This window comes from Nocardia sp. NPDC051030, from assembly GCF_040683015.1.
Classification (GTDB): Bacteria; Actinomycetota; Actinomycetes; order Mycobacteriales; family Mycobacteriaceae; genus Nocardia.
Genome location: NZ_JBFBCD010000001.1, coordinates 290468 through 306137 on the forward strand (window position 1 = coordinate 290468; position 15670 = coordinate 306137).

14 protein-coding genes are annotated in these 15670 nt (G+C 66.9%); 9 read left to right on the plus strand and 5 right to left on the minus strand.

Annotated elements, in window-relative coordinates:
• Window positions 1-58: 58 nt before the first annotated feature.
• The 5 genes from AB0N05_RS01355 (at window position 59) to AB0N05_RS01375 (ending at window position 7248) form a co-directional block, all read left to right on the plus strand.
• Complete coding sequence (locus tag AB0N05_RS01355; protein ID WP_364685926.1) at window positions 59-1711, plus strand: AMP-binding protein; 1653 nt, start codon at window positions 59-61, stop codon at window positions 1709-1711.
• Window positions 1708-3159: an MFS transporter gene (locus tag AB0N05_RS01360; protein WP_364685929.1), complete on the plus strand. Its 1452-nt coding sequence runs from the start codon at window positions 1708-1710 to the stop codon at window positions 3157-3159. The genes AB0N05_RS01355 and AB0N05_RS01360 overlap by 4 nt, the downstream gene beginning before the upstream one ends.
• 127 nt (window positions 3160-3286) lie before the next feature.
• Window positions 3287-3772 carry a cupin domain-containing protein gene (locus AB0N05_RS01365; RefSeq protein ID WP_364685932.1) on the plus strand — a complete coding sequence of 162 codons (486 nt, stop codon included), beginning with the start codon at window positions 3287-3289 and terminating at the stop codon, window positions 3770-3772.
• A gap of 142 nt (window positions 3773-3914) precedes the next feature.
• On the plus strand, window positions 3915-6800 hold the full coding sequence (locus AB0N05_RS01370; protein ID WP_364685935.1) for a BTAD domain-containing putative transcriptional regulator: 2886 nt from the start codon (window positions 3915-3917) through the stop codon (window positions 6798-6800).
• 97 nt (window positions 6801-6897) lie between these two features.
• Entirely contained in the window at window positions 6898-7248 is a 351-nt protein-coding gene (locus tag AB0N05_RS01375) for a hypothetical protein (RefSeq protein ID WP_364685938.1), read from the plus strand.
• 27 nt (window positions 7249-7275) lie between these two features.
• Here the strand turns inward: AB0N05_RS01375 and AB0N05_RS01380 are convergent, their stop codons facing one another.
• Window positions 7276-7614 carry an alpha/beta hydrolase gene (locus tag AB0N05_RS01380; RefSeq protein WP_364685941.1) on the minus strand — a complete coding sequence of 113 codons (339 nt, stop codon included), beginning with the start codon at window positions 7612-7614 and terminating at the stop codon, window positions 7276-7278.
• On the minus strand, window positions 7607-8488 hold the full coding sequence (locus tag AB0N05_RS01385) for a helix-turn-helix transcriptional regulator (RefSeq protein ID WP_364685944.1): 882 nt from the start codon (window positions 8486-8488) through the stop codon (window positions 7607-7609). The genes AB0N05_RS01380 and AB0N05_RS01385 overlap by 8 nt, the downstream gene beginning before the upstream one ends.
• A gap of 138 nt (window positions 8489-8626) precedes the next feature.
• On the opposite strand from AB0N05_RS01385, the gene AB0N05_RS01390 reads away from it, so the two are divergent.
• Entirely contained in the window at window positions 8627-9406 is a 780-nt protein-coding gene (locus AB0N05_RS01390) for an NAD(P)H-dependent oxidoreductase (RefSeq protein WP_364685947.1), read from the plus strand.
• Here the strand turns inward: AB0N05_RS01390 and AB0N05_RS01395 are convergent.
• A complete protein-coding gene (locus AB0N05_RS01395) occupies window positions 9395-10936 on the minus strand; it encodes an FAD-dependent monooxygenase (protein WP_364685950.1) in 1542 nt (513 codons plus the stop codon). The two genes, AB0N05_RS01390 and AB0N05_RS01395, sit on opposite strands and share 12 nt — an antisense overlap.
• 45 nt (window positions 10937-10981) lie before the next feature.
• Between AB0N05_RS01395 and AB0N05_RS01400 the strand changes: the two genes are divergently transcribed.
• Together AB0N05_RS01400 and AB0N05_RS01405 are read left to right on the plus strand one after the other, a co-directional pair.
• Window positions 10982-11416 carry a MarR family transcriptional regulator gene (locus tag AB0N05_RS01400; protein WP_364685953.1) on the plus strand — a complete coding sequence of 145 codons (435 nt, stop codon included), beginning with the start codon at window positions 10982-10984 and terminating at the stop codon, window positions 11414-11416.
• 109 nt (window positions 11417-11525) lie between these two features.
• Entirely contained in the window at window positions 11526-12248 is a 723-nt protein-coding gene (locus tag AB0N05_RS01405; RefSeq protein WP_364685956.1) for a methyltransferase domain-containing protein, read from the plus strand.
• A 9-nt stretch (window positions 12249-12257) separates the two neighbouring features.
• Here the strand turns inward: AB0N05_RS01405 and AB0N05_RS01410 are convergent, their stop codons facing one another.
• Entirely contained in the window at window positions 12258-13151 is an 894-nt protein-coding gene (locus tag AB0N05_RS01410) for an MBL fold metallo-hydrolase (RefSeq protein ID WP_364685959.1), read from the minus strand.
• A gap of 82 nt (window positions 13152-13233) precedes the next feature.
• Here AB0N05_RS01410 and AB0N05_RS01415 point away from each other — a divergent pair, with 82 nt between their 5' ends.
• Window positions 13234-14115: a LysR family transcriptional regulator gene (locus AB0N05_RS01415; protein ID WP_364685962.1), complete on the plus strand. Its 882-nt coding sequence runs from the start codon at window positions 13234-13236 to the stop codon at window positions 14113-14115.
• A 23-nt stretch (window positions 14116-14138) separates the two neighbouring features.
• On the opposite strand, the gene AB0N05_RS01420 is transcribed toward AB0N05_RS01415, so the two are convergent.
• Entirely contained in the window at window positions 14139-15467 is a 1329-nt protein-coding gene (locus tag AB0N05_RS01420) for a cytochrome P450 (protein ID WP_364685965.1), read from the minus strand.
• Between the last annotated feature and the right edge of the window lie 203 nt (window positions 15468-15670).

Sequence of the window (15670 nt, forward strand, 5' to 3'; positions counted from 1 at the left end):
ACGGGCGCACTGAGCGGGCTCTGATCGGACGCTTATGCCCGGCCGGTGGGCTGGAGGCATGCATGAAGTCGACACTCTCACCGAAATGCTCACCCTGCGTGCGCAATCCGAGCCCGATGCCCGACCCCTGATCTTTCCGGACTGGCGCGAGGTCGCCCCGACACTGGCGGAACTGGATGCCGCTGCCCGGCTGGTCGCGCGGGATATGCGCAATCGCATACCGCGTGGCAGCCGGGCGCTGCTGGTTTACCCCACCGGACCGGAATTCGTGGCGGCGTTCTTCGGATGCCTGTACGAGGGCGTGATCCCGGTACCCAGCCCACCGCCGCTGCACGGCGCGACGGCCGAACGGTTTGCCGCCATTGTGGCGGACTGCGCGCCGGAACTGGTGCTCACCGTGAGCGAATGGCAACCGCTGCTGGCGGCGTCGGGGCTCGCGGTTTTCGCGACAGACGACCCGGCGGAGGACGAATACTCCCATCTCCCGGCCTCGTACATCCCGGTGGAGGTGCGGCCGTCCGATATCGCCTACCTGCAATACACCAGCGGCACAACGGGTTCCCCGCGCGGAGTGGTGCACACCCATGCGAGTGTGCTGGCGAACCTGCGCCTGTCCAGCGCCGATCACGCGCTCACGCCGGACGATCGCCTCGTCGGGTGGCTGCCGCTGTTCCATGATCTCGGAGTGGTGAGCCAGGTGCTCCAGCCGCTGTTCGACGGGTTCGAGGCGGTCCTGACCCAACCGCAGCACTTCGTCGCCGACCCGGCCGGATGGTTGCGCTTGGTGTCCGAGCGGGCCGCCACCATTATCGCGCTGCCGGAATTCGGCTACGAGATGCTCTTGCGGCGCATACCCATCGAGCAGCGCGGTGACCTGCGGCTGGATAGTTTGCGCATCGCACGCATCGCCGCCGAGGCCTTGGATCCGGTCAAAATGACAGGATTCGTCGCGGGTTTCGCCGATGCGGGGCTGCGGGCAGGGGTGCTCAATACCGGATACGGGCTCGCCGAAGCGGTGGCACACGTGTGCATCGCGCCGCTGGGCGTCGAGCCTGTTGTCCTGCACGCGGATCGAAAGGCTTTGGCGGGCGGCGAATTACGTCCGGGAACCGAGGACACCATCGCGCTGGTGTCGAGTGGCCGTCCCGGCCCCGGCGTCTCGGTCATGATCGTCGAGCTGGGCACCGTCAACCCCGTCGCAGACGGGCGGATCGGCGAGATTCTGTTGAACGGTTCGAGTGTCACGGGACGCTACTGGACCGGACCGAGACCGGGCGTGGGAGTCGACATTGTCCGCTGGCTGCCCACCGGAGACCTCGGCTGCCTGATCGACGGTGAACTGTTCGTCCTGGGCCGGTGCGCGGATCTGCTTGTGCTGGAGTCCGGTTGGCACCTTCCGGCCGATCTGGAGCGAACCGCGGCCAAGGCACACCCTGCGATTCGCTCCCATGCGTGCGCAGCGTTCACGGTGGACGGACGCACCGTAGTGGTGGCCGAAACATCCTTCGCCACAGCCGAAGGCGCGGTGGTGCGTGCCGTATGGCAGGCGGTGGCGGCAACACATGGTGTGGCGCTCGCCGACGTCCACCTCGTACCGCGAGGCACCGTACCGGTGACCACCAGCGGCAAACTGCGCCGAAACCGGTGTCGCGAGATCTGGCTCCAGACCTTCGAGAACCGGACCCGTGGCGCGCAGGAGGTCTCCCGATGACTCGACCGCGTATCGACGGGCAGTCCATATCGAACACCCTGGTCGAATCTGATCCCGGGTCGAATCGACTGCGGCGCATGGCATTGCCGATCATCTGCCTCGCCCAGTTCATGGTGGTGCTGGATGTGGCCATCGTGAATATCGCGATCCCCTCCATCCAGCGCGGGCTGGGGTTCTCCGATTCCAGACTGGCGTGGGTGGTGGACGCGTACACGCTCGTCTTCGGCGCACTGCTTCTGGCCGGTGGCCGGGCGGCGGATCTGTTCGGTCGCCGCCGGATGTTCGTGCTCGGCATCACCGTATTCACCGTGGGATCGCTGGTCGGCGGAATGGCCACCACGCCTGTGGTTCTGCTCACCGGACGGGTTCTTCAGGGCCTCGGGGCCGCCGCGGTGGCACCGGCGGCACTCTCCCTGGTGACGGTGCTCTACGCGGCGGGCCCGGCGCGGCAGCGGGCCATGACCCTGTACGCGGCAATGGCCGGACTGGGCGCGATCGGTGGCGAGCTGCTCGGTGGGGTATTCACCGAATTCCTATCCTGGCGTTGGGTTTTCTTCGTCAATGTGCCGGTGGGGATCGCGCTGCTCGCGGTGGCTCCGCTGGCGCTGCCCGCCGCGCGGGGCGCACGGTCTCGCGGCCTGGATCTGCCCGGCGCCGTCATCGGCACCGCGGCCCTGTCGTGCCTGGTGTACGGCGCGATTCGGGCGGGCGCGCATGGTTGGACAGAGCCACTGACGATGGTGCTCCTCGCCATGTCCGCAATTCTCGCGCTCATCTTCCGCGCTGTCGAAAAATACTCTGCCGCACCGATGTTGCCGCTCGGCCTATTGAACGATCGCGTGCGGTGCGCCGCGATCGTGACCATGGCGGCAACCTATGGCTGCCTGTATCCGATCCTGTTCTTCGGCACCCGCCTGATGCAGGATGTGCACGAATTCTCGGCTCTGCAAACGGGATTGGCGTTCCTGCCGTGCGGATTCGCCATGCTGGTGGCGGCCGGTATCGCCAAACAGCTGGTGGTGCGGACCGGTCCGCAGCCGCTCATGGTCGCGGGCGCGATCGGCTACCTCGGTGTCGCCCTCTGGTTGGCGGCGCATGTCCGCGACTCCTACCCGACGCTGTTGCCCGGGTTGATTCTGCTCGGGTTGGCGGTCAGCTGCGTCACGGTCGGCGTCACGCTGTCGGCCATCGACGGAGTTCCCGCGGCCGATTCGGGAGTCATGTCCGGAGTGCTCGGCGCTGCGCAACAGGTGGGCGGCACGGTCGGAGTCGCGGCGCTGGCGACGATCGCGTCCCGGGCGACACAGCACCGACTGACCGGCACCGCGCCGTCACCCGGTGTCGTATCGGACGCGCTGTCGCACGGGTTCTCGATCGGATTCCTCACCTGCGCCGGGCTCGCGGTGGTCGCCATCGTGGCCGCGGGGTCGGCGTACCGGAGGCGGTAGCCGATCACCGCCGGATCACTCGGCGGATCGAGATCGGTGATCAACCACTTATCCACCGCTGATGCCTGATCGGTTTGCTGGTGTTCGGGATTCATGCGGATCCCGAACATCAGCAAAGGAGATCGCAATGGTTTACGCAGGCCCCGTCGGAGTTCGCGCACCATGGTCGCAGCCGGAAACCCGGTACTACGGAGGCAGTTTCGAGCAGACCCTGTCGGAACAGGACACCGCGGGCTCCCTCACCGTCATGCGGGCCTCCTGCACCCCGGACGACGCGCCCCCGCTGCACTACCACACCCGTGAGGACGAGTTCTGGGTCATCCTGTCCGGAAGCGTCCGATTCTGGGTCGGCGGGTACTCCCTGACCGAATGCGTCGTCACCGAGGCCCCCGCCGGTTCATTCGTGTACGGCCCCCGCAATATTCCACACACCTTCCAGTCGATCACCGACTCCGCCGAAGTCCTGGTGGGAAACACCCCCGGCGCGATCGAAGGCTATTTCAAGGGCATCGGCGCAGCCGAGGAGCGCCAAGACGACCAACACCTGGACTTCCTCGAAAGCTACGGCGTCATCATCGTCGGCCCGCCCCCGATCTGGTCGGACTGGAACTGACCCCGCCCCGGCCGGGTCGGCGTGGGTGGTGATGGCGTCGAATTCGGCGACGTGATCGAGCGCTACAACCTGAGCCCTCGCCTTGGATACGGCAAGCGCACCAGGTGGCCCGCGTGATCCTTCCAAATGAGATAGTCGGCGGATGTTGCGTCTCTCGCTGCTGGGGCCTGTCGAAGTGTCGATCGACGGGGGTGGGCGCTTATCGCTACAGCCGAAACAGCAGGTTGTGCTGGCGATGCTGGTGGTCGGGCGGGGGCGGGCGGTGTCGGTGGAGGAGCTTGTCGGCGGGATCTGGGAGGGGAATGCACCGACCTCGGCCGTGGGGGCCGTGCGGAACAATGTTTGGTCGCTGCGGAAGGCGATAGCGGGGCCGGGAGAGACCGGGATCGAATCGCTGAATCGGGGGTATCGGCTGTCGGATGCGGTCGGTGTGTGGGTGGATCTCGACGAGGTGGAGCGGTGGGGGGCGGTCGCGGAGGCGGCGCGCGGTGAGCGGCGGTGGGAGGCCGCGAGTGAGGCGGTCGAGGCGGCGTTGGGGATGTGGCGGGGGGATCCGTTCGGCGGTCTCGCGGGGCCTTGGGTGTCGGGCGAGCGGGCCCGGCTGCGTGAACTCCGCACCGGATTGCTGGTGTCCGGGATCGAGATCGCGATAGAGCGGGGCGACAATCAGCGGGCCATCAATGAACTCCAGCCCCTGCTCCGCGACGAGCCGCACAATGAACGCTTTCCGGCCTTGCTGATGACCGCCCTCCACCGTGGCGGCCGCCGGACGGACGCGCTCAATGTGTTCCTGGATGTGCGGCGGCGAATGATCGGCGAGCTGGGTCTGGAACCGGGCCATGAATTGACGGACCTGCACCGGCGAATCCTCGCCGATGAGGTGACGAGCGTGCCCACCAGAGCGGCTCGGCAATCGCAGGCTCCCGCGCAATTGCCGCCCGACGCAGTCGATTTCACCGGACGCCAAGCGACCGTGACCCGACTCGTCGAGGACATTCTCGGCGCCGAATCCACCGCGATCGAGACCATCTCCGGCATGGGCGGACTCGGCAAGACGACCTTGGCCGTACGGGTCGGTCATCAACTGGCCGAACAGTTTCCGGATGGGCAGCTGTTCGTCGATCTGCACGGTGCGGGCGGATTGCCGCCCGCCGATCCCGAGCTGGTGCTCGGCGAATTCCTGCGCGCCCTCGATGTCACGGAGAGCGATATTCCCGCCGGATTGGCGCAACGGTCCGCGCTGTATCGCTCTGTGCTGGACGAACGCCGGGTATTGATCATCCTCGACAATGCGGCGAACTCCACCCAGGTGTCCGCCTTGCTGCCGGGCAGCCGCCACTGCGCGACCCTGATCACCTCCCGGCGGCCCATCACCACGTTCGCCGGGGGACGCATCGATCATCTGGCCATGTTCGAGGAATCGGAGGCCATCGAGTTGATCGGCCGGATTGTCGGCCGGGATCGGGTCGCCGACGAGGCGGAGGCCGTCGCCCGCCTGGTCGAGCTGTGCGGATACCTCCCGCTGGCCATCCGAATCATGGCCGCGCGCTTGGCATCCCGGCCGACCTGGACGATCGCCTCCGAGGTGGAACGGCTGATCGCCAGCGACGACCTGGCTCCCTTCAGCTCCGACGGCCGGACCGTCGATGCGGTATTCCAGGCCGGTTACACGGGTTTGGCGCCCGAGGAGGCCCGTGCGTTCGAACTGCTCTCCGTGCTCGACGGTCCCGATATCCCGGTGGCGATGGCGGCCGCGATCCTGGGCACCGCCGTGGACGATGCCGAACAGCTCTGCGAATCGCTGGTGGACGCCGGAATGCTGCAATCCCCGCAGCGAGAACGCTATCGGTACCACGACCTGCTCCGGACCTTCGCGCGAAACCTGCCCGATCCGGAGGGCGCACGGGCGGTGGTCCTGCCGCGCGCAGTCGATTTCTATCTGGCTACCGTCCGGAACCTCACCGCCACCCGCAATCCCGGCATGGGACTCGACCACCTCGCCACCGCCACCCATCCCGGCATAACCTTCGCCGACGACATCGAGACCGGTATGTGGCTCGATGCCGAACAGTCGAACCTGCTCGCGCTGTATCGCGGGATCGTCTGTCACACGGAACTATTGGCGACCAGTGTGGATATGGCCATGCTCATCGTCGGCACCATGCACGCCGGCGAAATGGTGCCGCAACTGGTCGACCCGCTGACGGCCCTGGTCGCCGCGACCGTCGCGGCGGGTGACCGGATGGCGGAGGGCCGTGCGCGCACCACCCTGGCATTGGCGAAGTTGCTCGGACTCAGCGAAGGAGTCGCGGCATACCTGGAATTGCATTCCTCACTGGACCTGCTGCGCGAACACGATGATCTTCCGGTCATCGCCCAGACAGAGCTCCTCATGGGAACCGCCGCGACCGTCGGCGGCTTCGTCAATATCGCGATCGCGCATTTCCATACCACGATCACACTGGCCGAACAGCTCGGCGACCGCTGGCAGCAAGCGATCGGCTGGACCTCGACCGCCCGCACGGCGTGCTACGGCGGACTGGCCGATCAAGCCATCGAGGCCGCCGAGCGCGGGCTGGTGCTGAGCCGGGAGATCGGCGCGCGCGGTATGGAATCCTGGGCGCTGGGCGAACTCGGCTGGGCCTTGTCCCTGCGCGATGGACCGACCGAACCCGCGTTCGCGGCCTGCCGGGAAGCCGTGGATATCGCGCGCGCCGCCCACCGCAGACTCGAAGAAGGTTGGGCCCTGAGCCGTTTGGCGGATGTGACATTGCGGTCCGGCGACGCCGCGACCGCCGCCCGATACGCGGCCGACGGCATGGAAGCGCTCGAGGACGCACACGAGCCCGGCGGCCAGGTCCGGCTCCTGATGATCCAGGCCAGGGCGCTCATCGCCCTGGGTCATGACGCGGAAGCCGAGGCCATCCTTGACATCGCATCGCGAATGCGGGAGCGACTCGGCGGCCTTCCCCTGGTCGAAGCACAACTCCCCGAGACCCGAGCAAATCCGACACCGCCCAGCGCATAGCCCACCGAGTGGAAACGCCGACACGTCTCGGAGCGGCGCGCCGGGTCGGCGATAAACCGATGAGTCTGCCCCGTCTCGTCACGTAGGGTGCCGGGCCATGAACCGAATCCGAGCGGGTGTGTTGGTAGCGGCGGGGTGTGCGGGGTTGGCGGTGGCCGGGATGTCACCGGCGCAGGCGCAGGCAACCGGGTCGAGCGCGGTGGGCGGGGTGGGCCAGATCGAGGTGACCGTTCAGGCCGACGGGGCCGGGGCGAACTGCTCTGTGCGAGTGGACGGCACGATCGTGCCGGACTCGAATTTCCTGGTATTCGCCGATCCGGGGACGGCGTCGAAGACCGTCACCGGGATTTCCGGCGGCTCCCATCAGGTGAACGCGTTCTGCAATGGGGCGGACCTGGACACCTTCACGGTCCAGGTGCAGCCCGCCCAGACCGGGTCCACGCAGTAGCCCTTCGAAACCCACTCGGGGCCTGGGTCACTCGTCGAGGAAACGCAGCAATTCCGCGGTGACGAATTCCGGGTTCTCCTCGACGAGCCAGTGCCCCGCGTGCGGGACGTCGACCGCCCACACGATATTGGTCATGCGCGGGGCAACGGTGGCTCGAATCGGATCGAGTTGGCCCTGGGCGGTCATGAGCAGGGTCGGAACATCGGTCGGTGCATCCGCCACGGTGTCGCTGACATCCTTGTCCAGGGCGCGGTAGAGCTCGAAGCGGCGATCATGAGCAGGACGGCGAGGATGACGGTCACCGGGGGTCGTAAGAGGCGGCGCGGGGACGGCCGGAGCGGCGTGGGCGCATGTTCGTTCACGCATTCGAGTCTTTCCAGTCCTCGCCTTTCCTGGCACGCAATTTTGCTGTTCCGGCAAGGTGTTCGGCGGCGTCGTCCGCGCCGAGGCCCGCGAGCAGGCGTAGCCCGTCCTCGGCGGGAGTGCCGGGGGCCGCGGACAGCACGATCAGTTCCATACCGGATTCGCCTGGGAGACCGAAGTTTTCCTGATGCAGTTCCAGCAGGCCGACCAGTGGGTGGTGGAAGGCCTTGCGGCCGTGGGTGCGGGCGCGCACGTCGGCGCGGGCCCAGAGGCGGCGGAAGCGGTCGCTGCCCATCGAGAGTTCTCCGATGAGGGAGGCCAGGCGGGGGTCGTCGGGGTATTTTCCGGCGGCCAGGCGCAGGTGGCCGACCACGTCGAGGGTGCACTGCTCCCAGTCCGCGTAGATGCCGCGCCCGGCTTCCTCGAGGAAGATGTGCCGGGCGGTATTGAGGCCGGGCATCGGGCGGCCGTAGAGCAGACCCGCCAAGCGATTACCGGCCGCCACATCCAGGCGGTGGTCCACGATCAGCGCGGGGGCGTCGGCGACCAGATCGAGGGTGCGCAGCAGCTCCGGCCGGATCCGCCCGCCCGGTGTCTTCGCGCGACGGCGGCGCTGACGGGCGAGCCGGTAGAGGTGTTCGCGTTCGGTCTCGTCGAGGCCCAGAACTCCCGCGAGCGCGTCGAGGACCTGCTCGGACGGCTGGGTGGCGCGGCCCTGTTCCAGGCGCACGTAGTAGTCGACGCTGACACCGGACAGGTGCGCGACCTCTTCGCGGCGCAGTCCTTCGACGCGGCGGTACCTTTCGGCAGGGATGCCGACGGCGGCCGGGTCGACTCGGGAACGCCGAGTCCGCAGGAAGCCCGCAAGATCGTCCATGACCCCAGTATGGCCGCGGCGCGGCCCACGAAGGTGGCCCTGCCATTACCAGGAAGTCCAGTCCGGTGGAAGAAGCGCCCCTGAACGCCGGGCGCCGCGACGCCCAGGATCGAAAGCATCCGATCCGAAGGAGTTCCCATGAAGACGCTCATCGTTCACGCTCACCCGGAACCGAAGTCGCTCAACAGCTCGCTGAAGGACCTCGCGGTATCCACCTTGGAGGCAGCCGGGCACGAGGTGCGGGTGAGCGACCTGTACGCGATGAACTGGAACCCGGTCGTGAATGCCGCGGACTACGGCTCCGCGGCCTCGAGCCCGCTACATGTCGCCGCGGACTCGGGCCGCGCTTTCGAAACCGGCACGCTCACCGAGGACGTCCGCGCCGAGCAGGAAAAACTGCTGTGGGCCGACACGATCATCTTCCAATTCCCGCTGTGGTGGTACACGATGCCCGCGATCCTCAAAGGCTGGGTGGACCGAGTCTTCACCTACCGATTCGCCTACGGCGTAGGCGAACACAATGACACCCAATACGGCGAGCGCTATGGCGAAGGCACCCTCGCAGGCAAGAAGGCCCTGCTGTCGGTAACCGTCGGCGGCCCGGAAGCACACTATGCCGCCCGCGGTATCAACGGCCCGATCGACGACCTCCTGTTCCCCTTCCAACACGGCATCCTCTACTACCCGGGCGTCGAGGTACTGCCGCCGTTCGTGGTGTACAGCACCGATCGCATCACCGTCGAGGACTACCCGGATGTCGCCAAGGCCTGGGAGAACCGCCTACTCACTCTGAACTCGACCGACCCAATCCCCTTCCGCCGCCAGAACTTCGGCGATTACGAAATCCCCTCCCTGCACCTGAAGGACGGCCTGGAGCCCGCAGGCCGCACAGGTTTCGGCCTGCACCTACACCGATGAGATCGCATGGGGTCCCAGCCAGCGGGTGAGTACGGCGTTCAGCGCGGCCTCGTCGATCGGTTCGGTGGCGGGGTTGACCCACGCGACATAACCGTCGGGGCGGACGAGGACGGCGTCGACGGCGGGCATGTCTCCGAAGACAGGGAGATGCCAATTGCCGTTGGCCTGAAGGGTTTTCGGTTGATCGGCAACGTAGTCGACGCGGTCCGACCAGGGGGCCGGGGTGCCGGTCAGACCCGCGGAACCGAGGTTGATCAGGAGTGGATGTGCCTGGTGTAGTTGGGAATACACGTCTGTTGGGCCCGTGGTGGTGAGTAGGGGCAGGTTGGGCATGCGGCGGCCGATCAGGGGGTGGGAGTCGCCGAGGTCGTAGCGCAGGTTCAGGCCGCTGAGGATGCCGCTGAGGCGGAGGCAGGTTTCGGGGACGGCGAGCATGGCCGTTACTTCGGTGCGGAGGGCGTCCATTTGTGCGCCGGGCTTGATCAATCCTGTTTGCGCCTTGGTCAATTGGAGCACGGTGGACGCGATGGCGTGGCGCTCCTCGTTGTAGGTGTCCAGTAGGGCGTCGGGTGCGGTGCCATTGAGGACGGCGGCGAGTTTCCAGCCCAGGTTCACCGCGTCCTGAATGCCGAGGTTCAGGCCCTGTCCGCCGATCGGCGAATGGGTGTGCGAGGCATCGCCCGCGAGGAAGACCCGGCCCTGGCGATAGCGGGTGACCTGGCGGAAGCCGTCGGAGAATCGCGACATCCAACGCGCTTCTCGCAGACCGTAATCGGTGCCCAGGCCGTCGATCATGACCTCGCGCAGTTCGTCGAGGGTGACCGGTGCATTGCGGTCGGCCGGGGGCGTCGCGCGCATGAGGCTCAGGCGGAACCAGTCCGCCTCGGCCCGCGAAATCTGATAGGTGCCGATCCGCTCATTGCGGCCGAAGACTCCCCTGCCGTCGGGCGGGGAGTCCAGGTGCACATCGCCGACGACCCAGAACGAGACCGGTTCGTCTCCGGGGAACGGGATTTCGGAGATCTTCCGCACTACGCTATGGCCGCCGTCGCAGCCGACCAGATAATCGGCACGCAGGGACGCCACTCCGGACGGCCCTTCGAGCAGCACCTCGACACCCTCCTCGTCCTGCTCGAACCCCGCGACGGCGGTGGACCACAGGAATCGGACGCCGAGTTCGACGGCCCGGGCCGCCAGGATTCGCTCGGTCTCGTGCTGCGGCAGGATCAGCGCCGCGGGCCAGTCGGGATCCAGCTTGTGCGGGGCCATCGGGATGCCGGAGAACAGCACCCCGGGTAGCACCTTGCCGCGGCTGCGGAACTCCTCGGCCAAGCCGCGCTGGGCGAACACCTCCATGCTGCGGGCATTGATGCCCGGCGCACGCGATTCACCGACCGTGCCCGCCGGTCGCTTCTCGACCACGACGACATCGATGCCGCCGAGCCGGAGTTCGGCGGCCAGCATGAGGCCGGTCGGGCCCGCACCGGCAATGACGACTTGGGCGATGGATGAGGAAGAAAGACTATTCATAGGATCCTATGTAACAGTAGATAGGCTCCTATGTAAAGTGTTGGCATGGACACCCCGTCGATGCCCAGCCTGGCCCAGCTGATCAATCGCGCCGCCCGCGCGCTCGCACGCGATGGCGACGCCGCACTCAAACCGCTCGGCATGCGCTACGCCCAGGTCCCCGTGCTCGCACTGACCCGCGAGGGCTCGGAGCTGACACAGAAAGACCTGGCCGAGGCCACCGGCATCGAGCAGCCCTCCATGGCCCAACTACTCACCCGCATGGAAAGGGATGGCCTGATCCGTCGCACACCACACCCCCGCGATGCACGCAGCCAGACCATCACGCTGACCGCCGAAACCGCCGAACGCGCGGCCGCGGCACGCCTGCGGATGGCCGACCTCAACCAGCGGGCCATCGCGGGCTTCACCGCCGAGGAGATCCGCACCCTCGAGGATCTGCTGACCCGCGTCAACAACAATCTCGACAGGGAGAAATAACGGCCCGCACAGGGTTTTCAGATTGTCTGAGACAACATAGTGTGAACGGGGACAAGGAGGTCTCGTGCCGCATACCGCCCATAACCGGTCAACCCGAGCCATACAGAGGTTGACGGACCTGATCGATCGAGACCGGGTGCAATCGTCCGGCGACTTCGACGTTTCCGATGGATACGTGAATCTGCTCGGTGCGGAGAATCGCTCGAACGGGTTCGGGCAGAACATCATGCAGTCCGCGTTCTATCCGCTGATCTATCGCCCGTGGCGGGCGCTGGGCACGCGCGTGCTGCTCGGGCAGTCGGTGGCCTCGGAGCGGGCGCTGGCCCGGGAGCTGCTGGATCTGAAGCCCGGCGATACCGTGCTCGATGTCGCCTGCGGGCCGGGCAATTTCACCGAATGGTACGGCGGGGTCGTCGGCCCCGAAGGTCTCGCGGTCGGGTTGGATCTGTCCACGACCATGCTCGGGCAGGCCGTGGCGGCAACCCGTCACGACAATGTCGCCTATCTGCGCGGCGACGCCCTCGACCTGCCCTTCGCGGACGGCACATTCGACTCCGCGAGCTGCTTCCTGGCCCTGTTCCTGATGCCGGATCCGATGCAAGCGGTGCATGAACTCATGCGCGTCATCCGCCCCGGCGGGCATGTCGCGATCATGGCCCCCACCACCGGTCCGATCGGCCTATTCCTGCAACGCCCGGGCGTCTTCGAAGCGGTGTCCGGCGTCAAGTTCGTAGGCCGCAAACAACTTCGCGACGCCCTCACCGGAAATGACCTGACCATCACCAAGACTCGCCACGTGGGCCAGGTCACCTACATCGGCGCTGTCAAGTAGCGAGATCCCTTACGCCGGATGCTCGGCGCACAGGCAGCCGACGCCCGTCCGAATCCATTCCTGCCCAGCCCAATCCGGATGCCGCTCGATCATCAGCGCTCGAACCTCCTCGGCAATGGTGTCCTCACTCATGGCCGAGTCGCGCCGGATCCAGGTTTCGTCGCGCAGCAGCCGGAGGTAGTCGTGGACGTCGGTCAGTAGGTTCGGGCCGCCGAGGTCACCGTGGCCGGGCACCACGGTGCGTGGCTGCTCGCCGATCAGCTTGTCCAGCACCGAGATCCAGCGAATGCCGGAGACATCGGTGTCGTGCGGCGGGAACCACGGGAAGATCGCGAACTGGCCCGCTTCCACCAGGTCTCCGGTGAACATCACCCCGGCATCGGGGACGGTCACGACCTGGTCGCCCTTGCTGTGAGCCCGGCCGGTGGCGCGCAAATGCACTGTGCGGCCACCCAAATCGAGAGTGTGAGACTCGCCATAGACGAGATCGGGGGCAACCAATTCGACACCCTCGAGCTGCCGTGCAACCGGAGCGCCGAGCCCCCGGAACATCTCCAGATACCCGAGTCCCTTCGACTCCAGGTCATCCGCCTGCGACCGATTGACCAGCCAAGTCGCCGCACCCGTGAACGATTGCGCACCGAACGCGTGCTCCGGATGAAAGTGCGTCGTGGTCAGAAACAGCCTGCGCCCCTTGGCATATTCGGTCGCGAAGGCGAGCACCTGATCCGCATTGCCCGGCCCCATCCCGGTATCGACCACCAGCACGGCCTCCGTGCCGCCGATGACACCGATATTGGGCACCAACTCCACACTCCGATTCGGGATCACCACTAGATCGCGGGCGATTTCCCGCGCTCCGGAAACCCGCACGACGGGGTCGGTCTGAACGTATTCGGTCATGACCCCAGTCCAGCGCCGAAAGTCGCCGGGGTCCAAGACCCATCCCGTACACCCGATACCGTGCGGGTATCGTCGCTTGTCGATGGACCTGCGCACGCTCCGCTATTTCGTGGCCGTGGCCGATGAACGGCACTTCGGCCGGGCCGCCGCACGCCTGCGCATGACCCAGCCGCCACTGAGCCGGGCCATCAAACAGCTGGAGTCCGAACTGGGCGCGGCCCTGCTGAATCGTTCCGCGGCGGGGGTAACCCTCACCCCGGCGGGATCGGTGCTCTATGACGACGCCCGCGCACTCCTGGAGCAGGCCGATCTCACCCGCGCCCGGGTAGCTGCCGCCGCGGGCGGCAGCACCCTGACCATAGGCACCCTCGCCGACAGCGCCGCCCAGGCGGGTATCGGCCTGGCGGCGATCTTCCGCGAACGCCACCCGGGAGTCCGAATCCGCATGCGCGAGACCGACTTCACCGATCCCACCGCCGGTCTCCGCACCGGCCTGGTCGATGTGGCCCTTACCCGTGCACCGTTCGACGGTACCGGCATCAGCACCGTGCTGCTGCGCTCCGACCCGGTCGGAGTCGTGCTCCGCGCCGACGACCCGCTGGCCCACCGCCCCGTCCTATACCTGCGAGACTTGGCCGCCCGCACCTGGTTTCGGCTCCCGGAAGGCACCGACCCGCTGTGGCGCGCCTACTGGAATGCCGCTCCCGAGGACGAGCCCCGCGACGGGCCGATAGTCCGCACCGCACAGGAATGCCTGCAGGCGGTCCTATGGAACGACACCATCGGCCTCACTCCGCTCCCCCATGCTCTCCCCGACGGCCTGATCGCAATCCCCTTGGCGGACATGCCACCCAGTAGCCTGGTCGTCGCCTGGAGCACGGGTGACCCCAATCCACTCATTCGCTCGTTCGCTCGGATCGCCGCGGAAGCCTATCCACCGGCGGACACCGCACCGGCGCGCTGAAACCCGCACACCGAGGCCGTGTGTCAGCGAGGCAGCAGGGTGACCAATGCGTTATTGGCGGGGCTGAGGCCGGTGTGCAGGCGGCGCGGCGGCTCGAGGGGGCCGTCGGCCTTTTGGATGCGGCGCTGTTCGAGGATGGCGCGGAACAGGATTCGCGCTTCGACGAGGGCGAAGGAGGCACCGAGGCAGCGGTGCGGGCCCGCGCCGAAGGTGAGCCAGGTGTGGCCGTTCGGGCGCTCGTCGAGGAAGCGTTCGGGGCGGAATTCCAGGGGGTCCGGGTAGAGCTCCGGGTTCTCGTGGATGAGCAGGATCGGCAGAATGACGATGGTGCCCTTGGGGATTGCGAGGCCATTGACCACGGTGTCGCGCAGGGCCCGGCGGCCGGTGAATGGCGAGACGGGACGTAGTCGCATGGTTTCGGCGACCACGGCATCGAGGTAGGCGTCGATGCGGGGGCCGTCCCCGGCGTCGATGGCCGCGTCCAGTTCGGCCATGACCTCCGGATGCCCGGCCAGCATGGTGGCGATCCAGCCGAGGGTGATCGCGGTGGTTTCGTACGCGCCCAACAGGATTCCGCGCATATTGCGGGACAGCGCGGCATCGTCGTGCTGGTCCAGATCGGTATTGATGTAGCGGGCCAGCATGTCCCGGCGGTCGCTGCCGCCGTCGGGTGCGGCCCGGCGCGCGGCGATCTCCTCGATGATCACGGCGTCGACGGCGGCCTGGCCGCGATTGAGCGGCGGGTAGGGCAGGGTGTAGCCGCCGAGCACGGGGGTGAGCAGGGTGACGGCCAGGAAGCCGCGGCTTTCGATCGCGCCGAACCAGTTCTTCACGGCCTGCTTCAATCGTTCCCGGCGTTCCGGGGCCACGTCACCGAAGATCACATTGAGCAGCACGCCGATTGCCAGGTCGTAGCCGACCTGCAGGAACTCGATCGGCTCGCCGATCGGCCAGGTGGGCAGCTCACGCTCGACGACCTCGATCATGAGGTCTTCGTAGGACTTGAGCGCCTTGCTCTGGAAGGGCGGGGAGAACAGCCGGCGCTCGCGGCGATGATCATCGCCCTCGAGGAAGATCAGGGTCTCCTTGCCGAATACCCGATCGTGACTGGACAACCGGCTCATCAATTGCCCGACCGAGAAGTCGTCGTGGTTGGCGAATACTTCGCGAACATCGTCCATATCGTGGGTGACCAGCATGGTCGGGAAGCCCGGCGGGGATACGACAAAGCGTTTCCCGAAGTCCAGCAATGAGGAGGCATGGGTGCCGGGGCGGATCAGTCCGCCGAGTTGCGCGAGTTCGCGATTGCGCAGCCGGGGAAGCCGGTGCAGCGAGATGGGGGGTTGTGACACTCGGCCATCCTCACTGTTCGGTCGACAACACGCAATCTTGAAATCGCTTGATTCACAACGGATGTCACACCCTTTCGTGCCCCCATTTATAGGGGCTCACCTCAGGCATCCCCGAATTTGCCGAAGTTGGCCACAAGGCGTAGAAGTGACTTATTGTGAAGCGCCATTCGTCCACTGCGCGGCTTCCGCGGACCCGCAGTGCC